Below are 16,412 nucleotides of genomic sequence, written 5' to 3' on the forward strand. Positions count from 1 at the left end.
GAGCCGCTGCCGGGCTGCCTTAACCCAACCATGAGAGCGATCTTGACGGCGCGCCGGATTTGCCGCAAACAAGGCGCGCTTCGTGCCGCGCACGCAGCCTGAGCGGGTGTAGCTCAATGGTAGAGCAGAAGCTTCCCAAGCTTACGACGAGGGTTCGATTCCCTTCACCCGCTCCAGTCCGCTCTCTGGCGCTATTCGATATAGCATTGACGTAGCCGATTTGGCGTTTCGCGTGCCTATTTGAAGGGATGCGCGTAGCCTTGCGGCTCGAGGGTGTTCAGCAGGCTGCTGCGGTTTTCCTGCGCGTCGAGGCCGACCTTGCCGATCGCCTGGCGTAGGGCTTTCAAATTGGCGCCACCCAATTCGAAAGAATTTGCCCGCACCCGCTCGCGCAGGAGCAGTGATTGCAGCGATGCGATGTGCCATTGGCTGCTGTCCTGAGTGGCGGCATGGTGGCAGATCGCGAGGATCGAGACGAGCCATTCGATGCGCTGTCCAAGCCGCTGCAGTGCCACTTGCGCCGTCGTCAGCTCGAGTTGCAGAGCCACGCTCAGGCGCAGATGGTGCCAGCGGATGCGGCGAAGCTCTCTTTCTGCAAAGCGGGCGTGCGGCCTGAGTTCTCGGGGCAGGGACCGATAGCGCGGGTGGACCGCCGCCGGTATGAGGCGGCCGGCTGCACGCAAGAGATCACCGCAGCCGTTGCGTGCAATCCAGCCAAGCAGTCTATAGGCGGCGCGCGAGGTGACGATGCTGAGAAGAAGCCGGAAGGCCGGGGCGGGGTGCTTGAGGAAGTCGCGCCAACCAAGGCGCAGGAGCCGCCGGTGCTCGGGGACCGCATTGCCGTCCGCGTCCGTATTGATGGCCTGCACCTCGCCAAGGAGCGGTGCGAGATAGGTTTCAACGAAGCGCTGCGTGACGTCGCGCACGGCGCCCATGCGGATCATCTCATCCTCGCCCTCGACCACACCGAACAGGTGCAGATTGGGCCGCGCGGCATTGATCCGGCTGTTGCGGTCGAACGCCCGGCCGCCAAGAACGTGCTCGCAGGCCACCATCGAGTCGAGCGCGGTTTGTGAGGCCGCGGATTTGGTGAAGTCACGGAGCCCGGCGAGGTCGGACCTGGCCTCGTCCTGGGAAAGCGCGAGGAAAGCGAGCGCGCGCGCCTGCAGCGAGCCGCCCAGCATGCGTCCAATGGCAAGCCGGGGCAGTTCGTGCCGGATCACGAGGCCGCCGACACCCTGGCGCTCTCTGGCGTAGTGGACGGCATCGCGCGCCAGCATGCGCTGGTATCCCGCCGACATCGCCGCAAGCATGCACCGGCCGAGCCGCAGGCAATAGAACAACACTTCGACGCCGTCGCCGGGGATGCGGTTTTGTGCCGGTATCGGATAGTTGGCGAAGTGCAGCCGCGAATTGTAGTTGGCCGTGAATGCGTCGACGCCCGAAGGTTCGCAGCGGAATTCCCAGCCATCCTCCTCGATGGCGACGTCCGCTTGGGGAAGCTGGGTGACGAAAAGTCCCAGTTCCTTTCCCGTCTTGCCGATGCGCGCGGCGATTGCGACGAGCCCGCCATGGGTGGCGTTGGTGATCCAGAGTTTGTTGCTCGCGCCTTCGGCAAAGAGGCGATAGTTCCCATCCGCATCGGTTTCGACATAGGCCCGGATCTTCTTGGCGTTGATGCCGGTTCCAACCTCCGTGAGGGCAAAGCCCATGAGCGCGCCCTCAGCGACAAGCGGCAGAAACGTGCTGCGCTGGGTTTCGCTGCCGTATCCGAGCAGCGCGCCGGCGCCGATGGTCAATTCGCCCGAGAGTTCGACGGCGAGCGGCCCCAACCCATTGGCCGCGAGCGCCTCTTCTATGCTGGCAAGGCGCAGATAGCTCGCTTCGGTCCCGCCATAGCTGCGCGGAATTGTGAGCCCATAGGCACCGGCCCTGGCGAGCGCGTCACGCAGTTCGCCCGAGAGCTTGCCGTCGGCGGTGAAGGCGACGCCTTTTTTCAACACCCCCATTGCAGCGGCAAGGACCGGATCCGTCTGCTTTTCGAGCGTAGCGCAGATGCGTCCGCCGGCTTGCAGTTCTTCGATCTCGGGCGGCGGTCCGTAGATCAGACGTTCGACGAGACCGGCCCGTTGCGCGGAGAGCTTCCGGCTCACCGCGCTTGCCGCATCGTCGAGCGCTCCGATGTCGCGTGCCCCTTCCGCGTCGCCCGCAGCACCAAAGGCCGCGGCGGTGGATGATATCTTCGTTTCTCGCGCCGGCTCTTGCATCCTATCCTCCCCGCTCCAAGCCATGCCGAAATAGCGGCTTGATCTGCGTATCCGATATTGTTATGAAATATAACAATTGGCAAGGGAGGAGAGCATGGCCAAGGCGTCAGGCTATCGGCATGTCCGGATGGGGCGGATGGACGTCACCCTTAAGAAGGGGGAAGGTGGCGTCATTTATGCGCGTTCCACAGAGCCGCTCCCGGCTGCGGCGCGGAGCATGACCGACCGGCTGGCCCATTGGGCTCGGGAAAGACCCGACGCCGTTTTTCTCGCCGACAGGGGCGAGGACTGGGCATGGCGGCGCCTGACATACGGCGAGGCCTGGGCAGCGATCCAGCCGATCGCGCAGCGACTGCTCGATGCAGGATTGAGTGCGGAACGGCCTCTCGTCATTCTTTCGGGCAACGAGATCGAGCATGCTCTGCTGGGCCTTGCCGCTATGCTTGTCGGCGTGCCCTACGCGCCACTCGCTCCGGCCTATTCCATCGTCTCCAAGGACTTCGCCAAGCTCCGGCACGTCGCCGACCTGCTCGAGCCGGGCATGATCTACGCAAGCGACGGCGAGCGCTTCGCGCCCGCAATCGATGCGGTATTTGATCGCGATATCCCGGTGATCGTACGCAAGAATCGTCTCCAGAACCGCCCGTGCGAACGTCTGGACGACATTCGGGCCGGGTCGGCGGCCGATGCCGTCGATGGGGCCAGTGCTGCCGTCGGTCCCGATACCATTGCGAAGTTCCTCTTCACCTCCGGTTCGACCGGCATGCCCAAGGCGGTTATCACCACCCAGCGCATGCTTACCTGCAATCAGGAAATGATCCGCTCCGCGCTCGCTTTTCTCGCGGACGAGCCGCCGGTCATGGTCGACTGGATGCCCTGGAACCACGTCGCCGCCGGCAGCCACAATTTCGGGATAGTGCTCTATAATGGCGGCACGTATTACATCGACGACGGCGTAGCGACCCCTGAGGGTATCTTGCGCACGGTCCGCAACCTTGAAGAGGTTTCGCCGACCTTTTACAGCAACGTCCCCAAGGGCTACGAGCTGCTGGTCGGGCACTTGAGCGACAACCCGCGCCTGCGCGAGAGCTTTTTCAAAGACCTCAAGGTACTCCAATACGCCGGGGCCAGCCTGGCCCAGCACGTATGGGATGGGCTCGACGCCGCCGCGACGTCGGCCACCGGCGAACGCATCATGATCATCACCGGATACGGCTCGACCGAAACGGCTCCCTTTGCGTTCACGACGACCTGGGCGGTCGACCGGGCCGGCCTTGTCGGGCTCCCCGCAGCCGGGCTTGAAATCAAGCTGGTGCCCAACGCCGAAAAGCTCGAACTGCGTCTCAAGGGGCCATCGATCACGCCGGGCTATTGGAAGCAGCCCGACAAGACCGCCGAGTCGTTCGACGAGGAAGGGTTCTACAAGATCGGTGATGCGCTCAAATTCGCCGATCCCGACGACGTCTCGCGTGGCTTTGTCTTCGACGGCCGGGTGACGGAGGATTTCAAGCTCTCCACCGGCACCTGGGTGAATACTGCCGGCGTGCGGAGTGCGGCCATTGCGGCGTGCAAACCGATGATCCGCGATATCGTTCTGACCGGCGCCGACAGGAATTACCTCGGCGGGTTGATTTTCCCGGACCTGGACGCCTGCCGGAGACACGCCGGGCTCAACGGAAGCGCCCGCGATGCGGAGGTGGTGACGCACCCCGAGGTCATCGCCTTTTTCCAGGATGCCTTGGATGCGCTCGCCGCGCAGGCTACCGGCAGCGCCAGCCACATAGCGCGGGCCGTGCTGCTTGATAGCCCGCCCAGCATGGAGGCCAGCGAAGTTACGGACAAAGGTTCGATCAACCAGCGCGCGGTGATGGCCGCCCGCGCCGACAAGTTCGAGGCACTCTACGCCGATCCCGCGCCGGAGTGTGTTCTCCAATTCAAAAGAAAGGGTGCCTAGGGTGACGACAGCATCGCACGGCCTGCACGCAAAGTTCGAAAACGCCTACCTCATAGATGGCGCCCGGACGCCGTTTGTCGATTATCGCGGTGCGCTCTCGATGATCTCGCCCATCGATCTGGGCATCAAGTCAGCCCGGGCGGCAATCGCCAAGGCCGGTGTGCCCCCCGAAGACGTGGGGACGACGATTGCCGGGTCGATGGCCCAGGCATCGTACGATGCCTACGTCACCCCGCGTCACATCGGGCTTTATGCCGGCGCGCCGGTCGAACGGCCCGCGCATCTCGTCCAACGCATCTGCGGCACGGGCATCGAGGTCCTGAGCCAGGCCGCGGACGCGGTTTCGCTCGGGCGCGTCGAGCTCGCTCTTGGCGTGGGCACCGAATCCATGAGCCGCAACCCGATCGCGGCCTATACTCACCGCAACGGCTTTGCCATGGGGCAGGTCGAATTCAAGGATTTCCTCTGGGAGGCCCTGCTTGATCCTGCCGCGCGCTGCTCGATGGGCGATACCGCCGAAAACCTCGCCCGCGATTACGGGATTTCGCGCGAGGAGGTTGACCGCTATGCCTCGCGCAGCTTCGAACGCGCCGTAGCGGCGCAGGAGCGCGGAATTCTGCGCGAGGAGATCGTTCCGGTCGAAAACGAGGCGTTCGAGCGGGAAGGGCTGGAACCGCGCGGCATCAAGCTTGGGCGGGGCGTCGAGACCGTCGATGCGGACAGCCATATCCGGCCCTCACCACTTGAAGTGCTCTCAAAGCTGCGCCCCGCTTTCGGCGGTGTCCAGACGGGCGGCAACTCCTCGGCGATTGTCGATGGCGCCGCCGGTGCTCTGGTTGGGTCCAAAGCCTATTGCGACCGCAATGGTATCAAGCCGCTTGCGCGCATGATCTGCAGCGCGGCCGTTGGCGTGCCGCCGCACATCATGGGTATCGGTCCGGCCCCGGCGATCCGCGCGGTGCTCGACGCCAGCGGGCTCAGCCTGGGCGAAATCGATCGCATCGAGATCAATGAAGCCTATGGCGCGCAGGTTCTCGCCTGCGTCCGAGAACTCGGGCTCGACGAAGACAAGCTCAACGTCAATGGCGGCGCCATCGCGCTCGGCCATCCGCTCGGCGCGACCGGGGTTCGTCTTACCCTCACGCTGGCCTATGAATTGCGCCGCACGGGGTTGCGGTACGGCATCGCTTCGGCGTGTATCGGGGGCGGGCAGGGCATTGCGTTGCTCATCGAGAACATGGAGGCCTAAGCGATGCAGGTTGAAAACCGTCTCGCCATAGTGACCGGCGGCGGATCCGGCCTTGGCGCTGCCACGGCGCGCGCGCTGGCCGCAAAGGGTGCCAAGGTCGCGGTTTTCGATCGCGATGCAGAAAAGGGTCAGGCTCTTGCTGACGACATCGGTGGCCTCTTGTGTGCATGCGACGTCGCCGATCCCGGCGGCGCAGAAGCTGCCATCGAGACCGCTACAGCGGCGTTCGGTCCACCAGCAGTGCTCGTCAACTGCGCCGGCATCGGCACCGCTGGCCGGGTGGTCGGTCGCGAGGGGCCGATGCCGCTTGAGAATTTCGAGCGCGTAATCCGGGTCAACCTCGTTGGGACGTTCAACATGATCCGGCTCGTCGCGGCACGCATGAGCCTTGCCGAACCCGACGCCGGGAATGCGCGCGGTGTCATCGTGTCGACTGCGTCGGTCGCTGCTTTCGAGGGGCAGATCGGGCAAGCCGCCTATGCCGCGTCGAAAGGCGGCATTGCCGCGCTCACCTTGCCGGTGGCGCGCGAACTGGCACGTTTCGGGATCCGTGTGCTGACCGTCGCGCCCGGGCTCTTCAAGACGCCATTGCTCGAAGAATTGCCCGAGGAGACCCAGGCGGCTCTCGGTGCCGCAATTCCATTCCCCGCGCGATTGGGCGATCCCGGAGAGTTCGCGGGTCTCGTCCTGGCGATGATCGATAACGACTATCTCAACGGCGAGACCGTGAGGCTCGACGGCGCCTTGCGGATGCAGCCCAAATAGGACGCCCGATGCTTGTTCATACGCGCACAGTCGAGATCGAATTCGGCGACTGCGATCCTGCCGGGATCGTCTATTATCCCAATTACTTCAGGTTGTTCGACGCATCCACCGCCCATCTTTTCGAGGCGGCCCTCGGGAAAAAGAAGATCGCATGGACCAAGGAATTCGGCATTGTGGGGATTCCGATGGTCGATACCGGCGCGTCGTTTTCCCGCCCCGCGCGCTATGGTGACGTGGTCTCGATCCAGTCGCGCATCAAGGAATTCAAGCGCTCGAGCTTTACGGTCGAGCACCGTCTCTTCCACGGCGACGACGAGGCCATCACGGCCCACGAGGTCCGGGTCTGGGCCGAACGTCACCCTGACAAGCCCGATGCGATCCGGGCCGCGCCGATCCCTGCCGAGGTGATCGCCGCATTCGAGGGGAAATGACCTACAGGTCGGCGAGTTTGCGCAGCAGAGCGACGAGCTTGTCCCGCTCGGCGTCTCCGCCAAGCCGGTCGACGCAGACCTGCTCGAACTCGGCCTGCAACGTGTCGAGTTCCGCGATGAGTTTTTCCCCTGCCGCGGTAAGAAACAGCGCCTGCGAGCGCTTGTCGCCTTCGGCCGCATGCCGCTCGGTCCAGCCGCGTGCATCGAGGCGGTTCATGAGCGCTGCGAAATTGGCGCGCTTGATCCCCAGGACCCGCGCAATGTCGATCTGCTTGCAGCCGGGGTTGTGTGCGATCAGCGTGAGCACCGAATATTCCGCCGGGCGGATGTCGTGCTCTTTGAAATGCTGCTGGAAGCGCTGGAAAACGCTCAGCTGCGCACGGCGGAGCTGGAACCCCAGGATCGAGGTGACCGGCGTTGCCGCAAACCCGCCTTTCGGCTTGCGTGCCGGACGATTTGCAACGTCTGTCATAAGCTCCGCTCCTGATCGATTCCATTCCCGGGACCAAGCTTATCCCGGCACGGGCGGGCAAAGGCAAGCAGCGCAAGGGAGATTGGGCGATCCGCCGCGTGCGCAAAGTCCCGACGGGGTACATTCATGACTGGCACTCTTTATTGTTATGTATTATAACATTCTCATAAACAGCCGCGCGGGTCAAAGCCGCATATGGACAAGAACGACGAGGAGAGGCGGGTGACCGAGAGCCAGCCGGTATTGGAAACGCGGATTGAAGGCGAGATTGCCTATCTCACCTTCAATCGGCCTGAAAAGCGCAACGCGGTCAACGATGCCGTTGTCGATGCCCTCCGTGCGTTCTTCTCTGACATTCCCACAGGCGTTCGCGTTGCGATCCTTTCGGGCAATGGGGGGCATTTCTCGGCGGGGCTGGACCTTTCCGAGCAGGTGCGCCGCGAACCGCTCGAAGTCATGCGCCACTCGCGCAACTGGCACGCGGTCGCCCAGCTCGTTCAGCTCGGCGGTATCCCGGTGGTCGCGGCCATGACTGGCGCGGTGATGGGCGGCGGGCTTGAGATCGCCGCGGCGTGTCACGTCCGGGTCGCCGAACCCGACGTCCGGTTCCGCATGCCCGAGGGGCAGCGCGGTATCTTCGTGGGGGGCGGCGCGTCGGTCCGCGTTGCCAGGATCATCGGCGCCGACCGGTTGACAGAGATGATGCTGACCGGCCGCGCCTATTCCGCCGAGGAAGGCGAACGCATCGGACTGGTGCACTATCTCGCCGAAAGCGGCGGCGCGCTTCAGAAGGCCGAGGAACTCGCGCGCCAGATCGCGTCCAATTCGCGCGCAGTCAACTACCTCGTCATCCAGTCGATAGCACGAATCGCCAACATGTCGGCCGAGGACGGTCTTTATACCGAGAGTCTTGCTGCCGCGTTGAGCCAGACCGGCGCGGATGCGGAGGAAGGGTTGCGGGCATTTCTGGAAAAGCGCCAGCCGAAGTTCGGATGATCCTTGCATGGCAGCGCCGCTTACCCGAGAGAGGACGGAACGGTGCGCCAAAAATGGAGGATGCGTGATAGCGCGAAGGCCGACTGTGGTTTCGGGCAAAAGAATAACGCTCAGGTTATCGTTCCTGCCGGATGTTTTCATTTTACGATACTGAGGGTTGCGAACACTATGAGGCGATTTCCGGTGGCCGAGGCACCGGTTGTTGTAATCGGGGAGGAACCATCGTGGAGATGGACCGAACAATCGTGGGACGCGCTGTCGCCGGGCTGGCGAAGCTGACCGCCATTGCCGGGGGGATCGTGCTTTTGCTGCTCGCGGTCCTCGTGGTTGTCAGCGTTACAGGACGGGCGCTGATCTGGGCCGGCCTGCGGCCTGTGACTGGAGATTATGAACTCGTTGCCGCCGGCGTTGGCTTCGCCGTTTTCGCGTTCCTGCCCTGGGCCCATCTCAATCGCGGGCATGCCGTCGTCACCATTTTGAGTGATACATTCGGTCCGCGCGTGAACGCATGGATTCTGGTCGTGACCGACTTTCTGATGCTCGCCGCTGCGATCTTTATCGCCTGGCGGCACGGGCTTGGGATGATCGACAAGTTCAACTACGGGGAAACCACGATCCTGCTGCGCATGCCCCTGGGCTGGGGCTACGCCTCCGGGCTGGTGGGTGCTGTGGTCTTCGTCATCGTCGCGTTTTACGTCCTTGTCCGCTCCATCGCAGACGCGCTCTCCGGCCGCGGACCGTCGGCCCATGAGGGAGGGGCGGGACATTGAGCAACGTCGAACTCGGTCTTTATGCCTTTCCCATCGTTCTCGCGCTGATCTTCCTGCGCGTACCCATTGGTCTTGCGATGCTCGGGGTCGGCGTTTTCGGATCCTATTTCATTCTCGGCTCGTTCAATTCGGTTCTCGCCCAGTTCAAGAACCTTACCTACGGCACCTTTGCCAGCGAGTCGCTTTCCGTTGTGCCGCTCTTTCTGCTCATGGGGCAGTTCGCGACCATTGGCGGCATGTCTTCGGCACTGTTCGAGGCGGCGTCAGGGTGGCTTGGACACAGGCGCGGCGGGGTTGCGATGGCCGCGGTCGGGGCTTGTGCGGGCTTCGGCGCCATCTGCGGGTCGTCTCTCGCGACAGCGGCCACGATGGGTCACGTCGCCCTGCCGGAAATGCGCAAGCACGGGTATTCGGGTGCGCTCGCCACGGGCGTCGTCGCCGCGGGCGGTACGCTCGGCATCCTCATTCCGCCCTCGGTCATCCTCGTCATCTTCGCGGTCCTGACCGAGCAGAACATCGCCAAGCTTTTCATGGCCGCCTTCATTCCGGGGATTCTCGCGGCCATCGGCTACATGATCGTTGCGGCGGTCTATGTGCGGGTCGACCCCAAATCCTCCGGGCTGCGCGAGCGCGTACCCTATTCCGAACGCTTCCGGCAGCTTCTGCGTATCTGGCCGGTACTTGTGATCTTCATTCTGGTGATCGGCGGCATCTATACGGGCATTTTCACCCCTACCGAAGCGGCTGCCATCGGCGCCGCGGGCACAGGGCTCATCGCGCTCGCATCGGGCAGCCTCAACCGTGAAAAACTGGTTGCCGCCCTCCTTGCCACGGCATCCTCGACCGCGATGATTTTTCTCATCGTTCTGGGAGCGGCTGCGCTCAACGGTTTTCTCGCACTCTCCCAACTGCCGCAATTCGCGTCGGGCTGGGTGGCCGAACAGGGCTTCAACCCGTGGCTCGTTCTCGTTGTGGTGCTGATCTTCTACCTCGTGATGGGCTGCGTCATGGATTCGCTCTCCATGATCCTTCTGACCGTCCCCATCATCTTTCCGATGATGACGGGCCTCGATTTCGGTTTGACGCCGGACGAATTCGCCATCTGGTTCGGAATTCTGGTTCTGATTGTCGTCGAGGTCGGGCTGATTACGCCGCCTGTGGGTATGAATCTGTTCATCATCTCGTCGATGGCGCGCGATACCAAACTGTCCGAGACGTTTCGCGGGGTATTGCCGTTCGTGGCGAGCGACATCGTCCGGACGGGCATTCTGATTGCGTTCCCGAGCCTCACGCTCGGGCTCGTATGGCTCTTGTATTGAGTAGGGAGACTTCGAAGCGCCGGGAAAAGCAATAGAACCGGTCTTCGGGACGATCGCAAAGCGACGCGATCAACAAAGGGAGAAAAGGCATGAAACTGTTCAAAACCATGACGGGCGGCGCGCTGGCGGCGGTGCTGCTTTCAACAACCGCTTTGGCGCAGGAGGTGACGCTACGCGTGCACCAGATGTTGCCCGCGCAGGCGACGATCCCCGCCCAGGCTATTGAGCCGTGGGCCGAGCGCGTCGAGGAGCAATCGGACGGACGCATCCAGGTCGAGCTCTATCCAGCCATGCAACTGGGCGGCACCCCGCCGAGCCTTTATGACCAAGCGCTCGATGGCGTTGTCGACGTCATCTGGACTGTGCTGGGCTACACGCCGGGCCGCTTCCCCAAATCGGAGGTGTTCGAGCTGCCCTTTATGCTCACCAATGGCGAAGAAACCTCCGCAGCGTTCTACAACTATGTCCAGGAAAACGCGATGGACGAGTTCGCTGGCGTCCACGTGATCGCGCTGCACACACATGGCCCCGGGCTTTTCCATACCGATGAGCCTATCGAGACGCTTGAAGACCTCGAGGGCATGAAGATCCGCGGCGGTTCGCGCATCATTTCCAACATGCTGGCAAGCCTCGGCGCCGAGCCCGTCGGCATGCCCGTACCGCAGGTTACCGAAGCGCTCTCGCGCGGCGTGATCAACGGCACCACTATCCCCTGGGAGGTGACGCCCGCGCTGCGCGTTTCCGAACTCGTCGACAATCACACCGAATTTTCGGGCGATCGCGGACTTTACACCCAGACGTTCGGGTTCGTCATGAACCAGGCGAGTTACGATAGCCTGCCGGACGATCTCAAAGCGGTCATCGACGCCAATTCGGGCCTGGAGACGTCACGCGAATTCGGTCGGGTCATGGATCAGGGCGATGTCGTCGGCCGCCAGATCGCCGAGGAAGGCGGCAACAACATCATCCTGCTCGATGACGAGGAAACCGCCCGCTGGCGCGAAGCAGCGCAGCCGACGATCGACCAGTGGTTTGCCGACATGGAAGCCGTCGGGATCGATGGCCACGCCCTTTATGAGGCGGCGCAGGCTGCGCTTGCCGCCGAAACCGAGTAAGCGGGCGTTCACCGCAAATGAAAGGGGCGCCGGTTTCGGCGCCCTTTTTGTATCCGCCATGGAAAAGCTACGGCCTGTAGCCGATGTCGATTGTCGCGCTGCCCGAGGCCAGACGTGATACGCAGGCGCACATGCGCTTGCCCTGCGCCTTTTCCTCGGCGCTGAAAAACACGTCGCGATGGTCGATCTCGCCGGTCCGCTCGATCACCTCGACCGCGCACAGTCCGCATTCGCCGCGCTGGCAGTCGTAGATCATGTCGATTCCCGCCCCCATCAGCGCCTCAAGCAAGCTCTGATCCGGCCGGACCGCAACGGTCATGTTCCGGTTGGCGACTGTAACCTCGAAGGCCTCCTCGGCGAAGGCGCCGCTATCGCCGAAAACCTCATAGCGTAGCCGGCCCAGCGGACGTCCGGCGTCCTCCCATGCGGCCTTTACGGCATTGAGCATCGGGATGGGGCCGCATACATAGAGTTCCCCGTTTTCCGGAAGCGCCGCGATTTCACCGGCGATATCGATGAACTCGTCCTTCTCGCCATCGCGGAGCACGACGGCATCGCCCAGCTCCGTCGCAAGATTGTCGGCATATGCCATCAACGCCTTGCTGCGGGCGCCGTAAACGAGCCGGAAGGGAATGCCGCGCTCCTTGAGCGTCAGGGCCATGCCGTAAATCGGTGTGATCCCGATCCCGCCGGCGAGCAAGAGGTAGTAAGGCGCGCGCCACGAGAGCTCGAACCGGTTCTCCGGCAGGCTCATGGTAACCGCGTCACCGGGCGCGAGGCCCCACATGAAGCGCGAGCCGCCCCGGCTTTTTTCGTGCAGTTTGACAGCAACCCGAATTTGCCCCGCATGCGGGGTGGGTACGCAGCTGTAGGTCCGCGTGACCGGCGCACCGGAAATCTCCGTCTGGAAATTGACATGCGAGCCGGGATCGAACCGCGGAACGAACCCTTCGACTGCGAAATCGATCTGCCGCACATCGGCCGCGACCTCGCAAACCGCTGCAACGCGCGCCTGGCGCCATTCAAGCTTGCTGCGCATGAGGTCTCCTCCTCACTCGTTGACCAGAGCCAGCGCGGGGACCCGCGCCAGCAGGCTCCGGTCCTCCTCCATGACATATTCGAGATTGGCGCGGGCCAGCCGCGCGTGTTCGCGCGCCAGCGCCTCGGCACGCGTGCCCTCGCGCATCTCGATCGCCTCGACGATGGCGCGGTGCTGTGCCTGGCCGGTGACAAGCGACCGCCGGAACGCGGGAACGTCCGCCTGCTTGTCGAGAAAGGCACTCGGCGATGCGAACGGCAGGTTCTTCACCCGCTCGACCTCCCGCCGGATCGTTTCGCTCCCCGATAGCCCCGCCAGTGTGTCGTGGAACGCGGCGTTGAGTTCGACATAGCGGTCGAAGTCAAGCGCTTCCGGCCAGTCCGCCACTGCGCCGTCCAGCTCTTCGACAATCGCCTTGAGCGCTGCGAGCCGGTCGGGCGGCGCGCCGCGTTCGGCGGCCAGTCGCGCCGCCGTGCCCTCGAGGACGCCTCGCAGCTCGATGGCATCGCTCACCTCGCTGCGCGAAAAGCGCCGCACGGCGTACCCGCCCGAGGGCAGGATCTCGACAAGACCTTCCTGCTCGAGCCGCGCGAGCGCCGCGCGGATCGGCGTACGCGAAATCCCCAGGCGTTCGGCGATCGCAACCTCGGAAAGGCGTGCGCCCGGCGTGACCGCGCCGCCGAGCACGAGGTCGCGGATGCCCATGAGGGCCTTGAGCGCCTGGGGCTGCTGGCGGAGTGGATGCGCTGCGCCCATCGCTATTCCGCCGCGTTCTGGACCGCCTGCTCCTCGGCGATCATCCGGTCGATCAGCTTGCGCGCCCACATCGATCCCGCGTCGATATTGAGGTTGTAGATGACGTGGTCGGGATTGGCGTCGATGGCGATCTGCTGGGCCTCGAGAATGGCCTCGTCCTCCCGGAAGATCGACGCCACACCCTCGCGCAGCTCGTGGGTGCGGCGCTGCTCGTCGAGCTTGTAGTTGCGCGCGAACGCCCAGAAATAGTGGCACGTCTTTTCGGTTTCCGGCGTGATCGTATTGAGCACGAACCCGTTGACCCCCTGACTGCGGTCGCCTTCGGGCGCGCCGGTGCCGTGCGGCGCTACACCAACGTCGATGGCGATGGTCGCCGGCGCCTCGAAATTGATGATCTGCCAGCGGTCGACATTGCCGGGCTTGCCCAACTGCGCGCGCCAGAACGGCGGCGGATCGATATCGGTCATCCAGCGTGTGATCGTCGCGGTTGTGTCCGAATGCGTTGCGGTGAACGGCGCTTCGGCCACGGCCCGGTTCCCGATCGACGATCCGTGCACATAGGTCTCGTGCGTCAGGTCCATCAGGTTGTCGATCACCAGCCGGTAGTCGCATTTGACATGGATGGTCTTGCCATCCGCCGCCCAATTTGGATCGTCGTTCCAATGAAGGTCCGGTACTTTGTCGGGGTCCGCCAGCGCCGGATCGCCCATCCAAAGCCAGATGAAGCGATGCTTTTCAACCAGCGGGTAGGCTTTGACGCAGGCTGACGGGTTTATCGTGTCCTGCGAGGGCATGTATACACAACGGCCCGTGTCGTCGAATTCGAGCCCGTGATAGCCGCAGATGACGTTGTCCCCGTAAAGCTCGCCCATCGAAAGCGGCAACAGCCGGTGCCAGCAAGCATCGGCCAGTGCGACGGCAGAGCCGTCTTGCCTGCGGTACAGAACCACGGGCTTTCCGCAGATTTTGCGCGGCAGTAGCGCACGTTTCACTTCGACGTCCCACGCCGCTGCATACCATGCGTTCAAGGGAAATGTCTGGTCGCTCATGCCCGGCCTCCTCTCCGATACATGCAAAATGTATTGCTACATAACAAAATGTATACATCGTCGATAGCTGGAATGCAATGGGCGCGGCGTCATCGGGAGTAGCTGCCGGGCAGGCCCCATCCTGGGCGGTCTGGCGGCAGGTTCGATTGCACAATAATTGTGCATGCAATTGCATTGCCTATCGGGTAAAGCTGCGTCATAAGGCGCGCATGCCTCACGAACTCTCGATATTGGTGGTCGACGATAATCGCATCCGGGCCTCGATCATCGAGGATGGGCTGCGCGAGGCAGGGCATGTCAACGTCGTCGTGATCACCGAGGTGAACGAGGTCGCTGCCCGGATCGGCGAGATTGCGCCGGACGTCGTGATCATCGACCTCGAAAACCCCAACCGCGACATGCTCGAGCATTTCTTTGCGCTCTCCCGGGCGCTTCAGCGCCCCATCGCGATGTTCGTCGACAAATCCGATATCGGCTCGATGGAAGCCGCCGTGGATGCCGGCGTCTCGGCCTATGTGGTCGACGGGCTGCGCAAGGAGCGGATCAAGCCGATCCTCGATATGGCCATCTCGCGGTTTCGCGCCTTCTCGCGTTTGCGGGACGAACTCGCCGCGGCCAAGTCCGAGCTCGAGGATCGCAAGACTATCGAGAAAGCCAAGGGCATTCTGATGAAGACCCGCGGGCTCTCGGAGGACGAGGCTTATACGCTGCTGCGCCGGACCGCGATGAACCAGAACCGCCGCGTCGTCGAGATCGCGCAGAGCCTCATCACCGCCGCCGGGCTGCTCGAGCCATGAGGGGAAAGGAAACGCAATGGGACTGACCCATATCTCCGTCGGCTACGTGCCTCTCCTCGATAGCGCTGTCTTGATCGCGGCGCAGGAAATGGGATTTGCCGAGACCGAAGGCCTTGCCCTGTCGCTGACTCGGGAGACTTCATGGGCCAACATCCGGGATCGCGTCGCCATCGGGCATTTCGATGTAGCGCATATGCTTGCGCCCATGCCGCTGAGTGTGAACCTCGGACTGGCACCTCTCGATGTTCCGATGGTTGCGCCGATGGCGCTGGGGCTCGGCGGCAATGCCGTCACGGTATCCGAGGCTTTGTGGTCAGCGATGAAAGAGCACGGTGTACCCGAGGGGGTCGATGCCGCCGCCGCCGGAGCCGCGCTCAAGCGCGTCATTGAGCGCCGGACCGCAACCGGCCAGCCGCCGCTGCGCTTCGGGGTCGTCCATCCCGAAAGTGGACATAACTATGAACTGCGCTACTGGCTTGCCGCGTCCGGTATCGATCCGGTCCGCGAAGTCGAAATCGTCATCGTGCCGCCGCCGTTCTTGCCCGACGCGCTGGGGGCAGGGCGGATCGATGGCTATTGCGTGGGCGAGCCGTTCAATTCGGTCGCTGTCGCGAGGGGGGGCGGGCGCATCGTCACCACCAAATCGGCGATCTGGCGCTCCAGTCCCGAAAAAGTCCTCGGCACGCGCGCGCAATGGGCCGAGCGCTATCCCGAGCAACTCTCTGCGCTCATTCGTGCAGTCACCCGTGCTGCCCGCTGGTGTGGCGATCCGGCCAATCACGACATGCTTGCCGGTATCCTCGCGCGCGAAGACCGGCTTGGCATCGGGGCCCCGGTCCTGACCCGGGCTCTTTCCGGCCGGCTTGATCTGGGAGGGGGTGAGACCTTCCTCGTCCCCGAATTCTTCATCCCGTTCGAGCGCGCCGCCAATTTCCCGTGGATATCCCACGCCCTCTGGTTCTACGCGCAGATGGTGCGCTGGGGGCAGGTGACCCATAGCGCAGAGAACGTCGCAAGGGTCACGGCGACCTACCGGCCAGACATCTACCGCGCGGCGCTTGCGGGGCAGGGCGTTCCCGTTCCTGCCGCCAACGCCAAGGTCGAAGGCGCCCTTACCGAACCGACGCCCCTTGGTGCGATGACGGGAACCCTGATCCTGGGGCCAGATGGGTTCTTCGATGGCACGCAGTTCGATCCCGACGCGATCGACAATTACATCGCGGCCCAGGCGTCGGGTGTCGCCGCCTAAGCGTCTGCCAACGCAATAATCATCGTGGCCTTTTGCGCAAAATATAGTCACCAAGCGTGAGTCTTGTGCGATAGCACGCATGACCAGGGCCAACGTGCTTTCCTGCCCACAATGACAGACGCTTGAAGTTCAAGCGTTTTCTGGCATGGCTCTGAATTGGCATGCTTCCTGCTTGGCTGTCGCC

Annotated in this window: 15 protein-coding genes and 1 tRNA gene; 11 read left to right on the top strand and 5 right to left on the bottom strand. The window is 63.4% G+C overall.

Annotated elements, in window-relative coordinates:
* The first annotated feature begins 102 nt into the window (after positions 1-102).
* A tRNA-Gly gene (locus LSG43_RS03775) sits at positions 103-176 on the top strand.
* Positions 177-236: 60 nt separating this feature from the next.
* Here LSG43_RS03775 and LSG43_RS03780 read toward each other — a convergent pair.
* Positions 237-2,267, bottom strand: a complete 2,031-nt coding sequence (locus LSG43_RS03780) for an acyl-CoA dehydrogenase family protein (protein ID WP_231801413.1) — start codon at positions 2,265-2,267, stop codon at positions 237-239.
* Positions 2,268-2,361: 94 nt separating this feature from the next.
* On the opposite strand from LSG43_RS03780, the gene LSG43_RS03785 reads away from it, so the two are divergent.
* The 4 genes from LSG43_RS03785 to LSG43_RS03800 are packed head-to-tail and all read left to right on the top strand — an operon-like array spanning position 2,362 to position 6,666.
* Positions 2,362-4,221: a feruloyl-CoA synthase gene (locus LSG43_RS03785; RefSeq protein ID WP_231801414.1), complete on the top strand. Its 1,860-nt coding sequence runs from the start codon at positions 2,362-2,364 to the stop codon at positions 4,219-4,221.
* A gap of 1 nt (position 4,222) precedes the next feature.
* The gene (locus tag LSG43_RS03790; RefSeq protein ID WP_231801415.1) at positions 4,223-5,470 is read left to right on the top strand and encodes a thiolase family protein; all 1,248 of its coding nucleotides are present in this window, start codon (positions 4,223-4,225) and stop codon (positions 5,468-5,470) included.
* A 3-nt stretch (positions 5,471-5,473) separates the two neighbouring features.
* Entirely contained in the window at positions 5,474-6,235 is a 762-nt protein-coding gene (locus tag LSG43_RS03795) for an SDR family NAD(P)-dependent oxidoreductase (RefSeq protein ID WP_231801416.1), read from the top strand.
* 8 nt (positions 6,236-6,243) lie between these two features.
* The gene (locus LSG43_RS03800; protein ID WP_231801418.1) at positions 6,244-6,666 is read left to right on the top strand and encodes an acyl-CoA thioesterase; all 423 of its coding nucleotides are present in this window, start codon (positions 6,244-6,246) and stop codon (positions 6,664-6,666) included.
* Position 6,667: 1 nt separating this feature from the next.
* Here LSG43_RS03800 and LSG43_RS03805 read toward each other — a convergent pair whose 3' ends face one another.
* Positions 6,668-7,138, bottom strand: a complete 471-nt coding sequence (locus LSG43_RS03805; RefSeq protein WP_231801420.1) for a MarR family winged helix-turn-helix transcriptional regulator — start codon at positions 7,136-7,138, stop codon at positions 6,668-6,670.
* Positions 7,139-7,333: 195 nt separating this feature from the next.
* On the opposite strand from LSG43_RS03805, the gene LSG43_RS03810 reads away from it, so the two are divergent.
* The 4 genes from LSG43_RS03810 to LSG43_RS03825 all read left to right on the top strand — a co-directional run bounded on the left by LSG43_RS03810 (position 7,334) and on the right by LSG43_RS03825 (position 11,338).
* The gene (locus LSG43_RS03810; protein ID WP_231801422.1) at positions 7,334-8,134 is read left to right on the top strand and encodes a crotonase/enoyl-CoA hydratase family protein; all 801 of its coding nucleotides are present in this window, start codon (positions 7,334-7,336) and stop codon (positions 8,132-8,134) included.
* Positions 8,135-8,364: 230 nt separating this feature from the next.
* Positions 8,365-8,904, top strand: coding sequence for a TRAP transporter small permease (locus LSG43_RS03815; RefSeq protein ID WP_231801424.1), 540 nt, complete (start codon positions 8,365-8,367; stop codon positions 8,902-8,904).
* The gene (locus LSG43_RS03820; RefSeq protein WP_231801426.1) at positions 8,901-10,223 is read left to right on the top strand and encodes a TRAP transporter large permease; all 1,323 of its coding nucleotides are present in this window, start codon (positions 8,901-8,903) and stop codon (positions 10,221-10,223) included. Before LSG43_RS03815 ends, LSG43_RS03820 begins: the two co-directional genes overlap by 4 nt.
* Before the next feature lie 89 nt (positions 10,224-10,312).
* Positions 10,313-11,338, top strand: coding sequence for a TRAP transporter substrate-binding protein (locus LSG43_RS03825; protein WP_231801428.1), 1,026 nt, complete (start codon positions 10,313-10,315; stop codon positions 11,336-11,338).
* A gap of 67 nt (positions 11,339-11,405) precedes the next feature.
* On the opposite strand, the gene LSG43_RS03830 is transcribed toward LSG43_RS03825, so the two are convergent.
* The 3 genes from LSG43_RS03830 to LSG43_RS03840 are packed head-to-tail and all read right to left on the bottom strand — an operon-like array spanning position 11,406 to position 14,182.
* Positions 11,406-12,377, bottom strand: a complete 972-nt coding sequence (locus LSG43_RS03830; protein ID WP_231801429.1) for a PDR/VanB family oxidoreductase — start codon at positions 12,375-12,377, stop codon at positions 11,406-11,408.
* A gap of 12 nt (positions 12,378-12,389) precedes the next feature.
* A complete protein-coding gene (locus LSG43_RS03835; protein ID WP_231801430.1) occupies positions 12,390-13,133 on the bottom strand; it encodes a GntR family transcriptional regulator in 744 nt (247 codons plus the stop codon).
* 2 nt (positions 13,134-13,135) lie between these two features.
* The gene (locus LSG43_RS03840; RefSeq protein ID WP_231801432.1) at positions 13,136-14,182 is read right to left on the bottom strand and encodes an aromatic ring-hydroxylating dioxygenase subunit alpha; all 1,047 of its coding nucleotides are present in this window, start codon (positions 14,180-14,182) and stop codon (positions 13,136-13,138) included.
* A 209-nt stretch (positions 14,183-14,391) separates the two neighbouring features.
* On the opposite strand from LSG43_RS03840, the gene LSG43_RS03845 reads away from it, so the two are divergent.
* Positions 14,392-14,979, top strand: a complete 588-nt coding sequence (locus LSG43_RS03845; protein ID WP_231801433.1) for an ANTAR domain-containing response regulator — start codon at positions 14,392-14,394, stop codon at positions 14,977-14,979.
* Positions 14,980-14,995: 16 nt separating this feature from the next.
* The gene (locus LSG43_RS03850) at positions 14,996-16,228 is read left to right on the top strand and encodes a CmpA/NrtA family ABC transporter substrate-binding protein (protein WP_231801434.1); all 1,233 of its coding nucleotides are present in this window, start codon (positions 14,996-14,998) and stop codon (positions 16,226-16,228) included.
* The last annotated feature ends 184 nt before the right edge of the window (positions 16,229-16,412 follow it).

This window comes from Pelagibacterium xiamenense (genome assembly GCF_021166475.1).
GTDB classification, from domain to species: domain Bacteria; phylum Pseudomonadota; class Alphaproteobacteria; order Rhizobiales; family Devosiaceae; genus Pelagibacterium; species Pelagibacterium xiamenense.